Here is an 18,296-nt window from a genome sequence, read left to right on the forward strand (position 1 = left end):
ATACTGTTTTTAGGTTATATTTACTGATCTTCTGTTTCGTTGCCGTTACCGGTATAAGCACTTTTTCGTACAATTGGCATGCCGGTTATCCTAAATAATTCATCTAAGTGGAGCAGGCTGCCGTTTACCATATTTCCAAGCAATACAATGGTTACATCATTTTTTAAATCCCTTAAAAAAATATGCCGGAAACCATGCCACCAACCCGTGTGGTAAACTACTTTCTGTCCGGGTGCTTCAAACAAACGCCAGCCGTAGCCGTAATTAAAATGGCCGCGAAGCATTGGGTTTCGATTGCTATAAGCAGAATCCTGGGTTGCTTGCTTAAGTAAACGCCCTGCCCGCATAGCTTGGTCAAACAAATATAAATCAGCAATAGTGCTGTAAATTCCTTTATCGCCTACGGGGCCATCCAAAAAATTTTGTGCAACAGAATAACGCCAACTGTTACGATCGTGCCCAACCACATCAGCGGGAATTTTTTCATAAACCGCTTTAGAATAAACTGCTGTATGTGCCATTTCTGCCGGTTTAAATACATTTTCTTTCATAAACTGTGCATAAGGCATCCCCGATACTTTTTCTATTATGGCACCCAGCACCATAAAATTAGAGTTGTTGTACAGGAAACGGACATTAGGTTTGTTAAAAGGAGCTGGCTTATATTGGGCTATTAAAGCCATTTCCTGCGCATTGTTTAGCCCTTTTCTTTGATCACGATGTTCTTTACGGTAAATATCATCTGTAAAATATACATAGTTCATCATTCCGGAACGGTGCGTAAGCAACAAACGGATGGTAATGCCATCGTAAGGAAAATCTGGGAAAAACGCTTTTACGTTCTGGTCTAATTTCAGTTTGCCCCTTTCCATCAGCATTAAAATAGCTGTAGAAGTTAATGTTTTGGAAACTGAAGCCAGTTCAAACTGAGAATTCAATTTCAAGCTGTCCCGCGTTAGATAATTGGCCCAGCCTAAAGCATTCTCGTACAGAATTTTCCCGTTTTTTGCAACCAGCACATTGCCGTTAAACCCGCTTCTTTTATGCAGGTTCTGCATAAAAGCGTCTATCCTTTTATCGGCATTTTTAGGATTGTATTTTAAGAGTGAAGCCGTATCAAACGGGACCTCGTATGCTGCTTCCTGGACTGTTTTTTTATGTTTGGAACAAGCGGACAGCAAAAAAAGGCCGGCCGTAATTGGTAGAAGGTAGTTCTGTAATCTCATTAACCTGTAAAATCTGTCGCTTTAACGATCGCGAAAATAAGATATTATCTTACGAAAACTGGCTGAAAAGTTTCAATAATTATGATGCTTCTTTTACCTGCCTATTTTTTGTTTGGGTTGAAGGATAGAGGGATGACAAGAACGATATTACCATTGCAAGGGTTTGCGTTAGGGATTGGAAGGGTTTAGTGCGTAGCACCGGAGCGGAGCGCAGCCCTGGAAAGCCCGGCCCGCAGGGCAACGCCCAAAAAAGAATACTTCTTTTACCACCTCAATTTTTGCCTGCTAAAAGAAGCATTGTAATTTTCTTAAAGTTTATAGCGTTGCTTTTAGATTAAGCCCTAAATTTGGCTGCAATTATCGAATTAAAATTATGAGTTTCAGAACCGAACATGATACGATGGGCGCGGTGCAAGTGCCTGCCGACAAATACTGGGGCGCGCAAACCGAACGTTCGCGTAACAATTTTAAAATTGGCCCGGCGGCGAGTATGCCGGTAGAAATTATCGAAGCTTTTGCTTACCTGAAAAAAGCTGCTGCTTTTACCAACACAGATTTGGGTGTTTTACCTGCTGAAAAACGCGACCTGATTGCGCAGGTTTGCGATGAGATTTTAGAAGGGAAATTAGCAGATGAATTTCCGCTGGTGATCTGGCAAACCGGTTCGGGCACGCAATCGAACATGAATGTGAATGAAGTTGTAGCTAACCGCGCGCATGTTTTACAAGGAAATGCTTTGGGCGAAGGCAAAACTTTTATCCACCCGAATGATGATGTGAACAAGTCACAATCTTCCAACGATACTTACCCGACTGCCATGCATATTGCTGCTTATAAAGTGGTTGTGGAAACGACCATTCCGGGTGTTGAGAAGTTAAGGGATACACTTCAGGCAAAATCTGAAGAATTTAAAAGTGTGGTTAAAATTGGCCGTACACATTTAATGGATGCTACGCCGCTTACTTTAGGCCAGGAATTTTCCGGTTATGTTTCGCAGTTAACACATGGTTTAAAAGCTTTAAGAAATACTTTAGATCATCTTTCTGAACTGGCTTTAGGCGGAACTGCGGTTGGGACCGGTATCAACACACCAAAAGGTTATGATGTAAAAGTGGCTGAGTATATTGCCAAGTTTACCAATCTGCCTTTTATCACTGCCGAAAATAAATTTGAAGCTTTGGCTGCGCATGATGCAATTGTAGAAACACATGGCGCATTAAAGCAAATTGCGGTTTCTTTAATGAAAATTGCAAATGATATCCGGATGCTGGCTTCTGGGCCACGTTCTGGTATTGGCGAAATCCATATCCCGGATAATGAGCCCGGTTCTTCTATCATGCCTGGAAAAGTAAATCCAACCCAAAACGAAGCCGTAACCATGGTTGCCGCACAAGTGATGGGAAATGATGTTACCATTTCTATCGGCGGCTCTAACGGCCATTACGAATTGAACGTTTTTAAACCGGTTATGGCTGCTGCCTTTTTACAATCAGCACGTTTAATTGGCGATGCCTGCGTTTCTTTTAACGATCATTGTGCTGTTGGTATCACACCAAATTATGATGGTATTAAAAAGCACCTTGAAAATTCACTAATGTTGGTTACGGCTTTAAACCCCCATATTGGTTATGAAAATGCGGCCAAAATTGCTAAAACAGCTTTAAAAGAAAATCAATCCTTGCGCGAAGCAGCCCTAAGTTTAGGTTTGTTGACGAATGAGCAGTTTGACGAATGGGTTCGACCAGAGAATATGATTGGCGGTTTGAAATAATCGTTTCAAGACACACAAACTAAAAGCCTTACGGCCTCACCCTAAATCCCTCTCCAATGGAGAGGGACTTGCCTTTCTGATGTATAAAAAAACGTGCTTCTTTTACCTGCTATTTTTTGTTGCGTTGGCTTCTTGTAAGTTTAATCCGGCTTTGCAAAACGTTGGTACAGATTTTTTACAGGGAGAATGGGCGCAGGATTCAGTAAAGCTGCAAAAAAAATTGCTAAACTATAGTCTGTATCAATTCCGGTTTAGCTGCGATTCTGTTTTTATCACTACTAATAATTTCAGCAAAGTAAATTACGGAACCGATACCTGTATGAACCAGGGTAAATGGAAAGAATATGTGCGGGGAAAATATGAACTGCACCACGATACATTACGTGTAAGAGGCTTGTACTGCAACCCGGATTTCAGCCTGAAAAATACCGGCTGCTTTCATACCGGCGTGTATGAAGATCTGTTTAAACTGCAGAAACAAACCGATTCTTTGTTTCATGTTACCAGTTTTTCCAGTACCGTTCCGTTTAATCTACGCTTAATTAAAAGAATTGCTTGTAATCCAAAACCATTATAAAAAGATGAAAAAAAACAAACTTAGTATGCTTCTTTTAGGTATACTTTTTTCTTACCTGCCCTTGCAAAGTATGGCTTGGGGAATGTTAGGCCATCGCGTTGTGGGACAAATTGCCGATAGTTACTTAACCAAAAAGGCACGCAAAAATATTGAACTGATCTTAGGCGGAGAATCTGTAGCGATGGCAAGTACCTGGGGCGATTTTATTAAAGCTGACCCGGCCTACAACTATTTATCGCCCTGGCATTATATTGATTTTGACAAGCCTTATTCATACCCGGAAATGCAGGCTTTTTTAAAGCAGGATACCGCGGTTGATGCTTATACCAAACTCAACCTGATTATTGCCCAGCTGAAAAATAAAAACCTGGAGCAGGACAAAAAGCTGCTTTATCTGCGGATGCTTATTCATATTGTAGGAGATGTGCACCAGCCTATGCACACCGCACATACGGAAGATAAAGGCGGCAACGATGTAAAACTATTCTGGTTTAACAAACCCACCAACTTACATGCACTTTGGGATTCTGAAATGATTGACGACGAGCAATTGAGCTATACGGAATATGCCAACTGGATTAACCGCAGCACAAAAGAACAACGTGACGCTTTACAGCACGACAATATCAGCAAATGGCTGTACGAATCAAGCCAAATCTCCGAAAAATTATATGCTGAACTAAAACCCAATGTCCATTTAAGCTATCGTTATACCTTCGATCATATTGCCATAGCCAACCAGCAATTGTTAAAAGGCGGCATTCGTTTAGCTGGAATTTTAAATCAGTTGTTTGGATAGATTTAAAAGAGCGAGGAGCGGAGAAGAAAGATATATAAAGCGTTATATCCATTTTCTCCGCTCCCCGCTCTTCTAAAATTTATCTTTCAATCGCTCCCCGCTCTTTCATCCTCACTCTCTCTCTCCATGAAAATACTAATGGTTTGCCTCGGTAACATTTGTCGTTCGCCTTTGGCAGAAGGCATTATGAAACAGCAGGTAAAAGAAGCAGGTTTAGATTGGGAAGTTGATTCTGCCGGAACCGGAAACTGGCACGTAGGCGAAGGTCCAGACCGGCGTTCTACCCGTACTGCCAGAAATCATGGTATCAATATCAGCAAGCAGGTTTGCCGACAGTTTAAGGTGCAGGATTTTGATAATTTCGATTTGATTCTGGTGATGGACAGAAATAACCGTGCTGATGTTTTAGCTCTCGCCCGAAACCAACACGACCGCGACAAAGTAAAACTGTTGTTGAATGATAAAGAAGTGCCCGATCCGTATTTTGATGACAGGCAGTTTGAGCCTGTATTTGATTTGATTGAAAGTGGCTGTAAGGATTTGATCCGGAAATATAAGTGATGGCGAATGGTTCATTGATCACTAACAGCTATCAGGAATTCAAAATACTTCTTTTATCGGTATAAAATTGCCCTATTTTTTTATTGGTTTGATTAGCGTAACTTTAAGTATGATTAGAGAAATTGTAGAGGTTGCGGAAGAAACTATTATCCTAAAACTTCCTAAAAACTTAATTGGGAAAAAGGTAGAAGTAATTGCTTATGATATAACAGAGCAACAAAATATTGTACCTGCTGAAATTCCTTTTAATCCTGACAAATTGAAAGACATACAAGAGCGGTACGATAAACTTCCTCGTATTTCGCACGAAAATTATAAGTTTGATCGGGACGAGGCCAACAATTATGAATAATATTTTTGTTGATTCTAACATTGTATTGTATCTTATGGATGTAGATGAACATAAGAAAATTATATCCAGAAAACTGCTTTCAAACAATCCTACTATTTGCACCCAGGTATTAACAGAAGTGGCAAATGTTTGTAAATACCGATTTAAGTATAAAAAACACGAGTTGCTAATTTTGTGGAGCGATTTATTAAGGGATTGTACTTTAATTCCTACCGATCATCAATCCGTTCACAAAGCAATTCAATTAGTAGAACTTTATGATTTTCAACTTTTTGATGCACTAATTATAGCTGATGCTTTAAAAGCAAATTGCACCATTCTTTATTCCGAAGATATGCAGCACAAAATGTTGTTAGAAAACAAGCTAACCATCATCAATCCTTTTTTGTAATCAGCAAAACAAATTACCCTTCACCTTTTCCCCTTTAACCTTTCCCCCCTTCACCTTCTATCCGCCTGTTTTTTTACCTTTGCCGCATGGCAGCCAACAAACCATCTGTACCGAAAGGAACCCGCGATTTCTCACCGGCCGAAATGGCCAAACGCAATTATATTTTTGATACGATAAAAACAGTATTCCGAAAATACGGCTACCAGGAAATCCAAACGCCTTCTATGGAAAATCTGGAAACCTTAACCGGAAAATATGGCGATGAAGGTGATAAGTTGATTTTTAAGATATTGAATAATGGAGATTTAATTAATCAAACACTATTAAAATCTTTTGATGAATTACTAAGTCTTCTAAATTCAAAAGGATTGGAAGTAGATATTTTAAATATTGAAAACGAAGAAGTAGGAAATGGAAATAAAGATCGAAAAGTTTCATGGAGAGACATTACAAGTAAATCATTTGAACAAATTTTTGAAAAGCTACGTTACGATTCAGATGACTTGTTTGAATTATATCAATTAACCTCATTAAAATTAGGAAACACTGTTTCCGAAAAAGCCCTTCGTTACGATTTAACCGTTCCCTTCGCCCGTTATGTAGTTTCTCATCAAAGTGAAATTACTTTTCCTTTCAAACGCTTTCAAGTGCAACCGGTTTGGCGTGCAGATCGTCCCCAAAAAGGCCGTTACCGCGAGTTTTACCAATGTGATGCCGACGTGGTTGGTTCTGATTCTTTGCTGAACGAAGCTGAATTTATTCTGATTTATGATGAAGCTTTAAGCAATTTTGGCTTAAAGGATTTTACCATCAAAATTAATAACCGTAAAATTTTATCCGGCATTGCCGAAATTATTGGTAAACCAGAATTGATTGTGGATATGACGGTTGCCATTGATAAATTAGATAAAATTGGTATGGCCGGCGTAAGCAAAGAATTGCTGGAACGCGGTTTTACAGAAGATGACTTGCAAAAACTTACACCAGTAATTTTATTAGGCGGCGGAAATGATGAAAAAATTGATGCCTTAAAAAAAGTATTGGCAGCTTCTCCAATCGGTTTAAAAGGAATTGAAGAAATCAATACTGTTTTTACCTACCTAAAAAATGCAAGGTTAAAAACAGCAAAACTGGAACTCGATATTACACTTGCCCGCGGTTTAAACTATTATACCGGTGCAATTTTCGAAGTAAAAACCAACGAAGTAGCCATGGGAAGCATTGGCGGCGGCGGCCGTTACGATGATTTAACCGGAATGTTTGGCTTAAAAGGAATGACCGGAGCCGGAATTTCTTTTGGTGCCGACCGGATTTATGATGTTTTAGAGGAATTAAAGCTTTTCCCGGAGGATGCCACACAAGGCACACAAGTTTTAATTTGTTGTTTTGATAAGGAGTTTGAAAACTACGGTTTCCAATTAGTGAATCAATTACGGCAGCAGGAAATCCGTGCAGAATTATATCCGCCGGGCGCAAAAATCAAAAAGCAGTTGGATTACGCTAATAATAAAAATATTCCATTTACGATTATGATTGGCAGCGAAGAAATGCAACGCGGCTTGTTATCCTTAAAAAACATGCAAACCGGCGAGCAGCGAAAGCTTTTGGTAGAACAGGTTCTGGCTGAATTACAAGCTTAACTATTTTATTATTTCAGCTTTTTTGCATTTAAGCCGAAGAGAGAAATCTTTATTAAAGAAAAAAAACGCTTTGAAGAATGCTTCTTTTATCAACCTAAAAATTAAGGTGATAAAAGAAGCATTATGGTTGTGATGGCTTATTTTTTAATCTGCAACGGAATATAAACACCAAAAGTAATGTTCCGGCCCATGTTGTAAACGCCTAAAGTTGGATCAGTCTGGTCTAAACGGCCAGGTTTTAATCTGCTTAAAGCATCGTAATAAGCTTTGTTTAGCAAGTTATTTCCGCTGACAGATAACCTTAAAGGCTGATGTTTGAGCATTAAGGTTGTACCAATACCAGCATTTAACAAAGTATAACCGCTGGTTGGTGTTTCAAAATCAGGATCGAAACGGTTTTGTGCGAAGTTGTTATCAATCCCAATATAAACATAAGAATCGGTTGTGTGCTTTATTTTAGGTTCAAAACGTAAAGTATTGCGTAGGCTTCCGGCTGGAATAAAAGAAAGCGGCCTGTTTAAACTTGTGTTTTGCGCGTAAGTATAACCAAACAGGTTTTCAAAATGGATAAACGAAGTTGGATGAATGGTTAAACTTCCTTCAAAACCAGATAAATTAGCATTAACTTGCCCGTAACGGTAAACCGGATAAAGCTGTGGATTACCGTTAGCATCATTAACCGTTATGTTATCGCCCTTTTTATTAGCTGCATAAATAAAATCGTGAATATAGTTTTCGTAAATACCCAGGCTTCCGGTTATCATTTTGCTTTCATATTCCAGCGTTGCATCTACCTGATAGCTTCTTTCCGGTTTTAAGTTAGGGTTACCAATTTCATATCGATAAGTTCCTTCGTGTACACCATTTGAACCTAATTCTGCCGGGTTAGGCGACCGGAAAGCAGAACCTGCGTTAGCTTTAAAATTTAAGTGATCATTAAACTCATGCGTATAACCAAAAGCGCCGCTGATGTTGGAAAAAGTATTGGTAAAAGGAGTAAACCGGGCCACATTGTTTTCGATTAATCCGTAACCGTTATTTCTGCGGTAATCGTAGCGTAAACCGGCATTAAAAGTACTTTTTTCCCAGGTTTTTTTTACGTAACCAAAAGCGCCGATGCCATAAGTATCATAAGCAGGAACCAAAAACTCGGTTCCTTTATTCAGGCTGTTGCCATAATCTCCGCTTAGGCCAAAAACAGGTTGCCAGCCATTGCTTTCATCTATATAATATTTCAAATCTGCACTGTAGGTGCTTAAGTCGAAAAATAAAGCAGGATCTGCATTGTCTAGCTCACGTCGCTGGTTTTTCTGGTAACCCAAATCAACTTTTAACTGTCCGTTGGGCATTATAAAATTACTGTTCCAGCCTATTTTGTAATGGCGGATATCCTGTCTTGGATATTCAATTGTGCGGTTAGTGTAATCAGCATCGGTAAAAGCAGTACCGTTTTCCCTTATATAATTACCTTGAGAATTAAATGACGGATCATAAAAACCAATATTGTTTTTAAAGTAAGAAACGTTAATATTAGAATAGCCCCATTCTTTATTGAGGCCAATCATTCCGCTTAAATTGGTTTCATTATAACCGGAGTTAGGGAAATAACCTGTTGGCGTTTTAAAAGAATAAGCGTTAGAATAACTGCCGCGTGCACGCCAAACAAATCCGTTTTCGTTGCCGGTCAACATTAAAGAATTGGCGGTTAAACCATTATTGGTAGAATAATTGGATACCACTTCGCCTTTAATTTCACCAACAGGTGCAGGCAAGGGTTCTAACAAATTAATTACGCCGCCTAAAGCATCAGAACCATAAAGCAGAGAAGCTGCACCGCGTAAAACTTCTGCCCGTTCCGGACTAAACTGGTCTATTTCAATCCCATGCTCATCGCCCCATTGCTGCCCTTGCTGTTTTACGCCATCGCTTAAAGTAACCACGCGGTTAGACCCTAATCCACGGATAACAGGTTTAGAAATAGCTGGTCCGGTTGTAATTTCGGATACGCCGGGAACTTGTTTAGAAATGGCATCAATTAAATTAGTAGATGATGGCGCAAGCAACTGCTCGCGGGTTAAGGTTGATACATTGGTGCTGTTTTGCTTGCTGTTTGAACTAACCGCTGTACCTACAACAACCACTTCGCGCCCTTCGATAACACTTGCTTGCAAGGCAAATATTAATGGCGTGGTAGTAGAAAAATCAATGGTTTGGGTGAGTGTTTTGTAGCCGATGTAAACAACCTGCACTAAAAATTTTCCTTTTTTAGGTAAATTATTGATAGAAAATTGGCCACTGTTGTTGGTTATAGCCGTAACTTTAAGCTGAGGGATGGAAATTACAGCGCCTGGCAGCGTTTCTTTAGTTTGAGCATCAATTACTTTTCCGGTTAAAGCAACATCAACAGCAGGGTAAACAGGTAAAAAAAAGGTAGATAAAAACAGTATTAAGAACGAAAGCTTAAATTTCATGGCATTTAAAGTAAGAGGTGATAGTTTAATGATGATACACCCACGTTCAGGTGCACTATTTATCAAACTAAAACCGGCGGGGATAAGCCATCGGCATGAATCAAAGAATTCCCTTTGTAATGATACTGTTTGGAAATATAAATCCGGGCAATAGCCGTTAAAACAGTACAATAATCTGGCTTTTGCACGCAATTGATGGGTGCATGGTGCATCTGATCGCAGAAAGTACATTTTTCCTGTACAACTGTATGCTTATCAGCAGAATGCGGCGAACCAACTATTAAAGTATGATATTTTGAATGATGCTGATGTGCATAAATAATAATCTGCCCTACTACAAAAAAAAGTAGCAGTAGCCGTGATAAAATTTGATGTACCTTACGCTTATTCAAAATATTTAAATCAGTATTTAAGCTGTTTACAAATATCTTTTATTTGAACTAACTTTTATCAAATTTATAGCCGAAACATCAATTTATTATAGCTTCTTTCATTAAAAAGCCAATTTATGCTGTAACAATGTAATGACAGGCAATCCAATGCTGTTTTTATCGGCTTAAAATTTTGCCTTGCAACCCTGCATCAAACCTTATATTTGCTGTATGACCGCAGCTGAAATAAACACTAAATGGGCCGCTTTGCAAGAACGTATTGCTCAGGATTTTGATTCGGATGTGCCGGATATCAAAGTCATGCTTTTTCTGATCGGCGTACAGGAATTGGGCAAAGGCCCGCAAAAATTCGGCAAGCGCCAAAAGGAAGAACTGATGCACATTGCAACTTGTAAATTATTTAGTCAATTAGGTTTTTACGAGCTGGAAGGTTTGGACCAGGATGGCTGGCCGCACTGGAAACTGGTAAAAACAATTCCGAACTATACCTTGCTGGAACAGGAAATGGTGATGAAATCTTTGATTATTAATTATTTTGAGGAGGGGATTTGAGGTGCGAGGTATTAGGTGTGGGGTAAGAGGTGCGGGGAGCGCGAGCGGATTTACCACAAACATGAACTATAACTACAATCTAAATATTATCCATGCTTCTTTTACCATGAAAAAAATTGCCGCTGCTTTTATTTTATTATTAATTACGTGTGTCGTTTTTGCCAAAGCTCCCAAAAACCAATACGTACGGATTAAAACTAATTACGGTGAATGTATTATTCGGCTTTATAACGAAACACCTAAACACCGCGATAACTTTATCAAATTAGCCAAACAAGGCTTTTATAACGGAACTTTGTTTCATCGGGTGATACAGGATTTTATGATCCAGGGCGGCGACCCGGATTCTAAAAAAGCAAAACCCGGAGAAGCTTTGGGTGATGGAGATGTTGCCTATACCGTTGATGCAGAATTTCGCGATAGCTTGTTCCATAAAAAAGGTGTGATAGCTGCTGCGCGCGATGATAATCCGAAGAAAGCTTCCAGCGGATGCCAGTTTTACCTGGTTGAAGGTAAACGTTTTACCGATGAGCAGTTAGACCAAATGGAGCAAACCCGTTTAAAAGGACGAAAAATCCCATTAGCACAACGGGAATGGTATAAATCGGTTGGAGGCGTACCTCACCTCGACCAAAATTATACCGTTTTTGGCGAAATTGTTACTGGTTTAGATATGGTTGACCGTATTGCAGCTCTAAAAAAAGATGCAAAAGACCGCCCGCTACAAGATGTACCGATGACAGTTAGTTTACTGAAGAAAAAAGAATGCAAATGGCTGGACAGGATTTTGCAAAAGGGTTGAGGGGTAGGAGGTGAGAGGTATGAGGTAAGAATACTTATACTTAGCTTTGCCTTTCGCCCTTCACCTTTCACCTTTTACCTTTCAGCCCTTCACCTCTAACCTCATACCTCAAACCTCTCACCCATGAAAATCATTACCTATAACGTAAACGGCATCCGTTCTGCCATCAGCAAAAACTGGCTTGCGTGGTTGCAGGCTACCGATGCTGATGTAATTTGCTTACAGGAAATTAAAGCCTCGCCCGATGTTTTGCAGAGCGAACTTTTTTTGCTGGAGCAGATGGGTTATCATCATTTTTGGTTTCCTGCGGAGAAAAAAGGCTACAGCGGCACTGCTGTTTTTACCAAACAAAAACCGTTGCATGTAGAATATGGCTGCGGTATTCCGGATTTTGACCGTGAAGGCCGTTGCCTGCGGGTAGATTTTGAAGAAGTTTCAGTAATGAGCGTTTACTTTCCATCTGGTTCTTCCGGAGCAGAACGGCAGGCTTTTAAGTTTCGTTTTTTAGATGAGTTTGGCGATTACCTGCACAAATTGCAATGGGCTTTCCCAAAACTTGTTGTTTGCGGAGATTACAATATTTGCCATCAGCCAATTGATATTCATAACCCGAAATCTAACGCTAATTCTTCCGGTTTTTTACCTGAAGAACGGGAATGGATGGAAAAACTGCTCGAATCTGGCTTTATCGATACTTTCCGGCATTTTAACAGAGAGCCGCACAATTACACCTGGTGGAGTTTTCGCGCTGGTGCGCGCAGTAAAAACTTAGGCTGGCGTATTGATTATAATTTAGTTACACCTGATTTAAAACCATATTTAAAACGTGCCGCTATTTTACCCGAAGCTAAACATTCTGATCATTGCCCCGTGTTGCTTGAACTGGAGTTTTAAGCTTTTTTCTGTCATTCCGACGATAGGAGGAACCTTCTTTAATCAAGATGGTTTCATTTTTCTTTGAAGAAAATTTCTCCTATCGTCGGAATGACAAAACACTTTCCGGCGTAATACATTGATGCAATTTTACATCCAATACACCTGCATCTTCAATCAAATCAACCGGTTCAAAAAACGATAAGCCGATAAACCGTGTTCCTGCCTCGCATCCAACTAAAAAACGATCGTAAAAACCACCGCCGTAGCCAACGCGGTTTCCATTTAAATCAAAAGCAAGCAGCGGTACGATGATGATGCTGTTTTTATCGATATAAAATTGGTTTCCGCTTACCGGTTCCGGAATGCCGAACTCATTTTCAGTAATAACTAATTGTTCATCATCCATAAAATGACTTAAAGTTTTTAGTTTGAAATCTGCTTTGGGAAAAACCCTTTTGATCTGTGGATGCTCTTTTTGCAGATGTTTTATCAACAGCCTGGTATCCGGTTCTTTTGTGCGGAGCATCGGCAAAAAAATATGTACAGCTGTTATTCCCGCAAAATTAAGTTTAGCAAATTGCTGCAACAAAGCCTGGTTTAGGTTTTGATATTCTGTTTCTGGTAGCTGCAACCGCTTTCCAAGATATATTTTGCGTAGTCCGTGCTTCTTCACCTCAATAAAATTGTGCTTAAAGATAGTTGCAAAACGATAATTGCGCCTGTTCCGGTTTTTTATTTTTATTTTGGAGATTGCTTTCATGCTTCTTTTATGGGTAAAAAATTTGCATTCTTTTTATTGACGGTTGTATTGATTCTGGTGCTTATCATCCTGATCAAAACTTTCACTTTTAAATCCATACAACCTACTTATCCAACGGCAACAACCCTTGCCGTAAGTGATAGTGCAATTGTCCACCTGCAACAAGGGATCCGTTTTAAAACAGTTTCTGTTTCTGATCGTGCCAAACCGGATAGCAGTACATTTTTAGCTTTTCATCGTTATCTGGCTAAAACTTATCCGCTGATCCAGCAAAAATTGCGGTTAGAAACAGTTGCCGGATATTCGTTGGTTTATACCTGGAAAGGCAAAAACCCAGCCTTAAAACCAGTAATTTTAATGGCGCACCAGGATGTTGTTCCGGTAGAAAAAGCAAGTTTACCGCAATGGAAAGTTGATCCTTTTGGCGGGACAATCAAAGACGGAAAACTTTGGGGACGAGGTTCTGCGGATGATAAAATAAGTCTGTTTGCTTTATTAGAGGCAACGGAAAAGCTGTTGCAGGAAAACAGGCAGCCGGAACGTACCATTTATTTTGTTTTTGGGCACGATGAAGAAGCCGGCGGCAAAGGCGTAAAAGCAGTTGCGGCGTTATTTAAAACCAGAGGGATTAAAGCAGATTGGGTTTTGGATGAAGGCGGAGAAATCACCAAAAAAGAAATCCCGGGTTTGCAGGGAAAACCGGTTGCACTGATCGGCACATCCGAAAAAGGCTATTTATCAATCGACTTAAAAGTAAATATTGAAGGCGGACACTCGTCCATGCCAAAAACCGAAACGGCAATTGATGTATTGGTAAATGCGGTACAGAAACTTCGGTCTAAACCTTTTCCGGCCAGTTTTGCTGGTTCTACCGGCGATTTTTTTAATTATTTAGGCCCGGAAATGCCTTTTACTTCTAAAATGGCTATTGCTAACCAATGGCTTTTTAAACCGCTGCTATTTAAAATTTATGAAAAATCTGCTGGTGGAAATGCGCTCATCCGTACTACTATTGCGCCTACTATCTTACAGGCTGGCGTAAAAGATAATGTGATACCAACTTCGGCAAGTGCCACTATTAATTTCAGGCTATTGCCCGGAACTTCTATTGATGCTGTTTTTAGGCATGTAAAAGAAGCAATTAATGATAATCGCGTTCAATTGATTAAAAAAGATGCTTTTGCAGAGGAAGCATCGGGCTTAACTTCAACACAAAGTGAAGGTTTTAAACAGTTGGAAAAAGCAGTGGTAGAAAGCTATCCAGGCACTATGATTGCACCTTATTTAACGGTTGGCGCAACAGATTCGAGGCAAATGGCCGGTATTTCAAATTGTATTTTACGTTTTGCCCCTGTAACTGACCTGAAAGGTATGCACGGTTTGAACGAACATATTGGCGTGGATGAGTATAAAAAAGCGATTGGTTTTTATTATCGTTTAATGAAGGACTTGAAATAAAAAAGGTGGTTTGTCATGCTGAATTTATTTCAGCATCTCTCGGGAAATGTTCTTTATACTAATCCTGAGGGAATCCCGAAACAAGTTCGGGATGACAAACTCTAACAAAACCCCAATTTTATACCGATAAAAGAAGCATGATTACTTTACACGTTCTACATAACTGCCGGTTGCCGTATCCACTTTTACTTTATCACCTAAATTAATAAATAATGGCACTTTAATTTCGGCCCCGGTCTCAACCGTTGCACTTTTCAAAGCACCGGTTGAAGTATCGCCTTTAACAGCAGGTTCGGTATAAGTAATTTCCAACTCTGCTGATGCGGGCGCTTTGGCCATAATCGGTTCATCGCTTTCAAAAGCTACAATTACGTTGGCGCCTTCTTTTAAAAATTTAACAGAATTACCGAACAAAAATTTTGGTATGTTAAACTGCTCGTAAGTGGTGTTGTCCATCACTACCAAATCGTTGCCATCTTCGTATAAATACTGGTAATCACTGGTTTCTACACGGGCAATTTCTACTTCTTCATCCGTACGGAAACGGTATTCTACTAATTTTCCTGTTTTAACATTGCGCATACGCGCCTGGTAAAAAGCGCGCAAGTTGCCGGGTGTACGGTGGATAAACTCTTCTACCTGTATCAGTTCGCCGTTAAAACGCAGGATATTACCATTTTTTATATCAGATGCCTTAGCCATAATCAGTTTTATTTGAGAGCCGCAAAATTAGCAATCGGGCGGAAAGAAACAAAAGCTTTAATTGCTGTTCCCATATTTTGATATTTAGAAGGCAGATTTTATAGTGGTAAAAACAGTATCAGACTTTTTCTTGTAATCCAAAATATTCAATTGGTCCCGGCAGAAACTGTATTCGTGTTCCTGGTTGGAACAGATAATGGTTAGGCGGCTTGCAGCAAATTTTTCCACTAATTGCAAGTACCAGTCAATTCCCTGCGTATCTAAGTTTGCGGTTGGTTCATCCAGCATTAACAAAGGTGTATCTGCACAAAAAGCAAGGGCTAATTTAACACGTTGCTTCATCCCGGAAGAAAAATAGCGGATTAATTTGTTTTTACTGCTTTCCATTTGCAGCAGTTCTATAATTTTATGTCGGTCTAACCCACTTAAATAAGTTTTAAACTGAAAATGGAAATCGATCATTTCGCTTAAGCTAAATTCTTCAATTAGTTCGAGGTAAGGGGCAGCTAAGCTTACGTGCTGGTAAACCTGTTCAACCTCTACTTTTTTTTGCTGATAAAAGAAGCATACACTGCCAGCCGAAGGTGATAAACTTCCATTTAGTATTTGAAGTAACGTAGATTTACCTGAACCATTAATCCCTAAAATGGCGTAGCTATGCGGCGAGGAAAAAGTATAATTAATGTTCCTGAAAATCCAGTCTCTGTTAAAACGTCGGCCCAGGTTTTCAAGAATGATTTGCATGAATGGCTATTGGTCTTTAAAAAGAGGAAGGGTTACCAAACCCTTTCATAATGCCACGGTTGGAGTTCCGGATAAAATCCAGTATTTCATCTCGTATTTCTGTTGGTTGCCGTTCTGCTTCGATCATGTAAAGTGCATTGCTCAAGTTATGCTTTTTTACAAAAATGGTACGGTAAATATCCTGGATTTCGTTGATCTGATCGGAGGAATAGCCTCTCCGGCGTAAACCAACAGAATTGATACCAACATAAGATAAAGGTTCGCGGGCAGCTTTAACATAAGGCGGAACATCTTTTCGCACCAAAGAACCACCAGTAACAAAAGCATGCGCACCAATATGGCAAAACTGATGTACCGCAACCATGCCAGCCAACACAACATAATCATCAATAGTTACGTGGCCTGCTAATGTTGTGTTATTGGAGAAGATGCAATTATTACCGATCTGGCAATCGTGGCCAACGTGGCAATAAGCCATAATCAGACAATTGTTTCCTACACTTGTTTTCCAGCGATCTTTGGTGCCTCTGTTAATAGTTGCACATTCACGGATGGTCGTATTATCACCAATTTCTACCGTCGTTTTTTCGCCTGCAAATTTCAGGTCCTGCGGAATAGCAGAAATAACGGCACCCGGAAAAATACGGCAGTTTTTACCAATACGCGCACCATCCATAATGGTTACGTTAGATCCAATCCACGTACCTTCGCCAATTTCCACATCTCCGTAAATGGTAACGAAAGGCTCAATCACCACATCAGCAGCGATTTTTGCTTCGGGATGAATGTATGCTAAAGGCTGGGTCATGCGTTTTTGTATCTAACAATTTGCGCCATTAGTTCGGCTTCTACCACAATTTTTTCTCCTACAAATCCAATCCCTTTCATTTGTGCGATGCCGCGGCGGATAGGTGCCAGCAGGTCACAACGGAAAACGAGTGTATCACCTGGTAAAACTTTATCTTTAAAACGCGCATTTTCTATCTTTAAAAACAGTGTTAACCAATTTTCAGGATCAGGAACGGTATTCAATACTAAAATTCCTCCCGTTTGTGCCATGGCTTCAATCTGCAATACGCCCGGCATAACAGGTGCACCCGGAAAATGGCCTGCAAAAAAAGGCTCGTTCATGGTAACTGCTTTTACACCGACCACATGGGTTTTTGTAAGCTCCATGATTTTATCGATCAATAACATAGGCGGCCGGTGCGGCAGTATGTTCATGATCTGTACTGTATCGTAAACCGGTTTTGCATTCGGGTTATAATAATGGTAGTTCTTTTTGTTCCGCTCTTTTTTGATCAGCGTTTTTATTTTTTTAGCGAAAGCGATGTTAGCAGCATGGCCCGGACGGGCAGCCATAATATGGCCTTTTAACGGCACGCCTACTAATGCCAGATCGCCAATCATATCCAGCAATTTGTGCCTTGCCGGTTCATTCTGGTGCCTTAATTCTATATTATTTAAGATGCCTTGCGGGGCAACATTAATATCTTTCCGGTTAAACAGTGTAGCTAAATGTTGCAGTTCTTCCTGGTTTACATCGCGGTCAACCACAACAATAGCATTATTAATATCGCCGCCTTTAATCAGGTTATGCTTTAACAGCATTTCCAATTCATGCAAAAAACAAAAGGTGCGGCAGGATGCAATTTCGCGCCTAAACTCAGAAATGGTAGAAATACTGGCATGCTGACTGCCCAGGACAGGCGAATTATAATCAACCATACAGGTAAAACGATAATCATCAAGCGGCATAGCTACCATATCTACTTTACGGTCAGGTTCAGAATAATGGATGTTATATGGAATACTAAAATATTCACGGTCGGCTTCCTGCTCTTTAAAGCCTGCTTCAACCAAGGCATCTACATATTGCAGGGAACTACCATCCATAATTGGTGTTTCCGGTCCGTCTAAATCAATAAGCACATTATCCAACTCTAAACCAACCAGCGAAGCAAGTACATGCTCAACCGTATTTACAGATGCCCCATCCTGGCTGATGGTTGTACCGCGGGAAGTATCGGTAACGTTATCTACATCCGCATCAATAATAGGCTGGCCTTCAATATCAATCCTTCTGAACTTAAATCCGTGGTTTTCCGGAGCCGGACGAAAAGTGAGCGTTACTTTTTCACCGGTATGTAATCCTGTTCCTGAAACAGAAACCGCAGCTTTAATTGTTCTTTGTTTTACATTCATAATTATCAAGTCGTTAT

Annotated in this window: 19 protein-coding genes; 11 read left to right on the forward strand and 8 right to left on the reverse strand. The window is 40.0% G+C overall.

Annotated features, from left to right (window positions below):
- Nucleotides 1-20: 20 nt before the first annotated feature.
- Nucleotides 21-1,226, reverse strand: a complete 1,206-nt coding sequence (locus GO621_RS01185) for a serine hydrolase domain-containing protein (RefSeq protein ID WP_157563228.1) — start codon at nt 1,224-1,226, stop codon at nt 21-23.
- A 373-nt stretch (nt 1,227-1,599) separates the two neighbouring features.
- On the opposite strand from GO621_RS01185, the gene fumC reads away from it, so the two are divergent.
- From fumC to hisS, 7 genes are all read left to right on the forward strand, one after another.
- On the forward strand, nt 1,600-2,997 hold the full coding sequence (gene fumC / locus GO621_RS01190) for a class II fumarate hydratase (RefSeq protein WP_157563231.1): 1,398 nt from the start codon (nt 1,600-1,602) through the stop codon (nt 2,995-2,997).
- Between the two features lie 79 nt (nt 2,998-3,076).
- Nucleotides 3,077-3,574, forward strand: a complete 498-nt coding sequence (locus tag GO621_RS01195; RefSeq protein WP_157563233.1) for a fumarate hydratase — start codon at nt 3,077-3,079, stop codon at nt 3,572-3,574.
- A gap of 4 nt (nt 3,575-3,578) precedes the next feature.
- On the forward strand, nt 3,579-4,373 hold the full coding sequence (locus GO621_RS01200) for a S1/P1 nuclease (RefSeq protein ID WP_157563236.1): 795 nt from the start codon (nt 3,579-3,581) through the stop codon (nt 4,371-4,373).
- A 126-nt stretch (nt 4,374-4,499) separates the two neighbouring features.
- Entirely contained in the window at nt 4,500-4,934 is a 435-nt protein-coding gene (locus tag GO621_RS01205) for a low molecular weight protein-tyrosine-phosphatase (RefSeq protein ID WP_157563239.1), read from the forward strand.
- 109 nt (nt 4,935-5,043) lie between these two features.
- A complete protein-coding gene (locus tag GO621_RS01210) occupies nt 5,044-5,286 on the forward strand; it encodes a hypothetical protein (protein WP_157563242.1) in 243 nt (80 codons plus the stop codon).
- Entirely contained in the window at nt 5,279-5,677 is a 399-nt protein-coding gene (locus tag GO621_RS01215) for a PIN domain-containing protein (RefSeq protein ID WP_157563245.1), read from the forward strand. The genes GO621_RS01210 and GO621_RS01215 overlap by 8 nt, the downstream gene beginning before the upstream one ends.
- An 86-nt stretch (nt 5,678-5,763) precedes the next feature.
- The gene (hisS, locus tag GO621_RS01220) at nt 5,764-7,317 is read left to right on the forward strand and encodes a histidine--tRNA ligase (RefSeq protein WP_157563248.1); all 1,554 of its coding nucleotides are present in this window, start codon (nt 5,764-5,766) and stop codon (nt 7,315-7,317) included.
- A gap of 137 nt (nt 7,318-7,454) precedes the next feature.
- On the opposite strand, the gene GO621_RS01225 is transcribed toward hisS, so the two are convergent.
- Both GO621_RS01225 and GO621_RS01230 read right to left on the reverse strand, forming a co-directional pair.
- Nucleotides 7,455-9,788, reverse strand: coding sequence for a TonB-dependent receptor (locus tag GO621_RS01225; protein ID WP_157563251.1), 2,334 nt, complete (start codon nt 9,786-9,788; stop codon nt 7,455-7,457).
- Between the two features lie 62 nt (nt 9,789-9,850).
- On the reverse strand, nt 9,851-10,180 hold the full coding sequence (locus GO621_RS01230) for a hypothetical protein (RefSeq protein ID WP_157563254.1): 330 nt from the start codon (nt 10,178-10,180) through the stop codon (nt 9,851-9,853).
- Between the two features lie 210 nt (nt 10,181-10,390).
- Between GO621_RS01230 and GO621_RS01235 the strand changes: the two genes are divergently transcribed.
- From GO621_RS01235 to GO621_RS01245, 3 genes are all read left to right on the forward strand, one after another.
- On the forward strand, nt 10,391-10,732 hold the full coding sequence (locus GO621_RS01235) for a hypothetical protein (protein ID WP_157563257.1): 342 nt from the start codon (nt 10,391-10,393) through the stop codon (nt 10,730-10,732).
- 106 nt (nt 10,733-10,838) lie between these two features.
- Nucleotides 10,839-11,534, forward strand: coding sequence for a peptidylprolyl isomerase (locus tag GO621_RS01240; protein WP_157563634.1), 696 nt, complete (start codon nt 10,839-10,841; stop codon nt 11,532-11,534).
- A 123-nt stretch (nt 11,535-11,657) separates the two neighbouring features.
- On the forward strand, nt 11,658-12,428 hold the full coding sequence (locus GO621_RS01245) for an exodeoxyribonuclease III (RefSeq protein WP_157563260.1): 771 nt from the start codon (nt 11,658-11,660) through the stop codon (nt 12,426-12,428).
- A gap of 79 nt (nt 12,429-12,507) precedes the next feature.
- Here the strand turns inward: GO621_RS01245 and GO621_RS01250 are convergent, their stop codons facing one another.
- A complete protein-coding gene (locus GO621_RS01250; protein WP_157563263.1) occupies nt 12,508-13,170 on the reverse strand; it encodes a 5-formyltetrahydrofolate cyclo-ligase in 663 nt (220 codons plus the stop codon).
- 9 nt (nt 13,171-13,179) lie between these two features.
- On the opposite strand from GO621_RS01250, the gene GO621_RS01255 reads away from it, so the two are divergent.
- Nucleotides 13,180-14,628: a M20 family peptidase gene (locus GO621_RS01255; protein ID WP_157563266.1), complete on the forward strand. Its 1,449-nt coding sequence runs from the start codon at nt 13,180-13,182 to the stop codon at nt 14,626-14,628.
- 141 nt (nt 14,629-14,769) lie between these two features.
- On the opposite strand, the gene efp is transcribed toward GO621_RS01255, so the two are convergent.
- From efp to GO621_RS01275, 4 genes are all read right to left on the reverse strand, one after another.
- A complete protein-coding gene (gene efp, locus GO621_RS01260; RefSeq protein ID WP_157563269.1) occupies nt 14,770-15,330 on the reverse strand; it encodes an elongation factor P in 561 nt (186 codons plus the stop codon).
- An 84-nt stretch (nt 15,331-15,414) separates the two neighbouring features.
- Nucleotides 15,415-16,074 carry an ABC transporter ATP-binding protein gene (locus GO621_RS01265; protein WP_157563272.1) on the reverse strand — a complete coding sequence of 220 codons (660 nt, stop codon included), beginning with the start codon at nt 16,072-16,074 and terminating at the stop codon, nt 15,415-15,417.
- A 16-nt stretch (nt 16,075-16,090) separates the two neighbouring features.
- Nucleotides 16,091-16,882 carry an acyl-ACP--UDP-N-acetylglucosamine O-acyltransferase gene (gene lpxA, locus GO621_RS01270; RefSeq protein ID WP_157563275.1) on the reverse strand — a complete coding sequence of 264 codons (792 nt, stop codon included), beginning with the start codon at nt 16,880-16,882 and terminating at the stop codon, nt 16,091-16,093.
- Entirely contained in the window at nt 16,879-18,279 is a 1,401-nt protein-coding gene (locus GO621_RS01275) for a bifunctional UDP-3-O-[3-hydroxymyristoyl] N-acetylglucosamine deacetylase/3-hydroxyacyl-ACP dehydratase (RefSeq protein WP_198170091.1), read from the reverse strand. The genes lpxA and GO621_RS01275 overlap by 4 nt, the downstream gene beginning before the upstream one ends.
- Nucleotides 18,280-18,296 lie beyond the last annotated feature (17 nt).

The organism is Mucilaginibacter arboris, assembly GCF_009754915.1.
Classification (GTDB): domain Bacteria; phylum Bacteroidota; class Bacteroidia; order Sphingobacteriales; family Sphingobacteriaceae; genus Mucilaginibacter_A; species Mucilaginibacter_A arboris.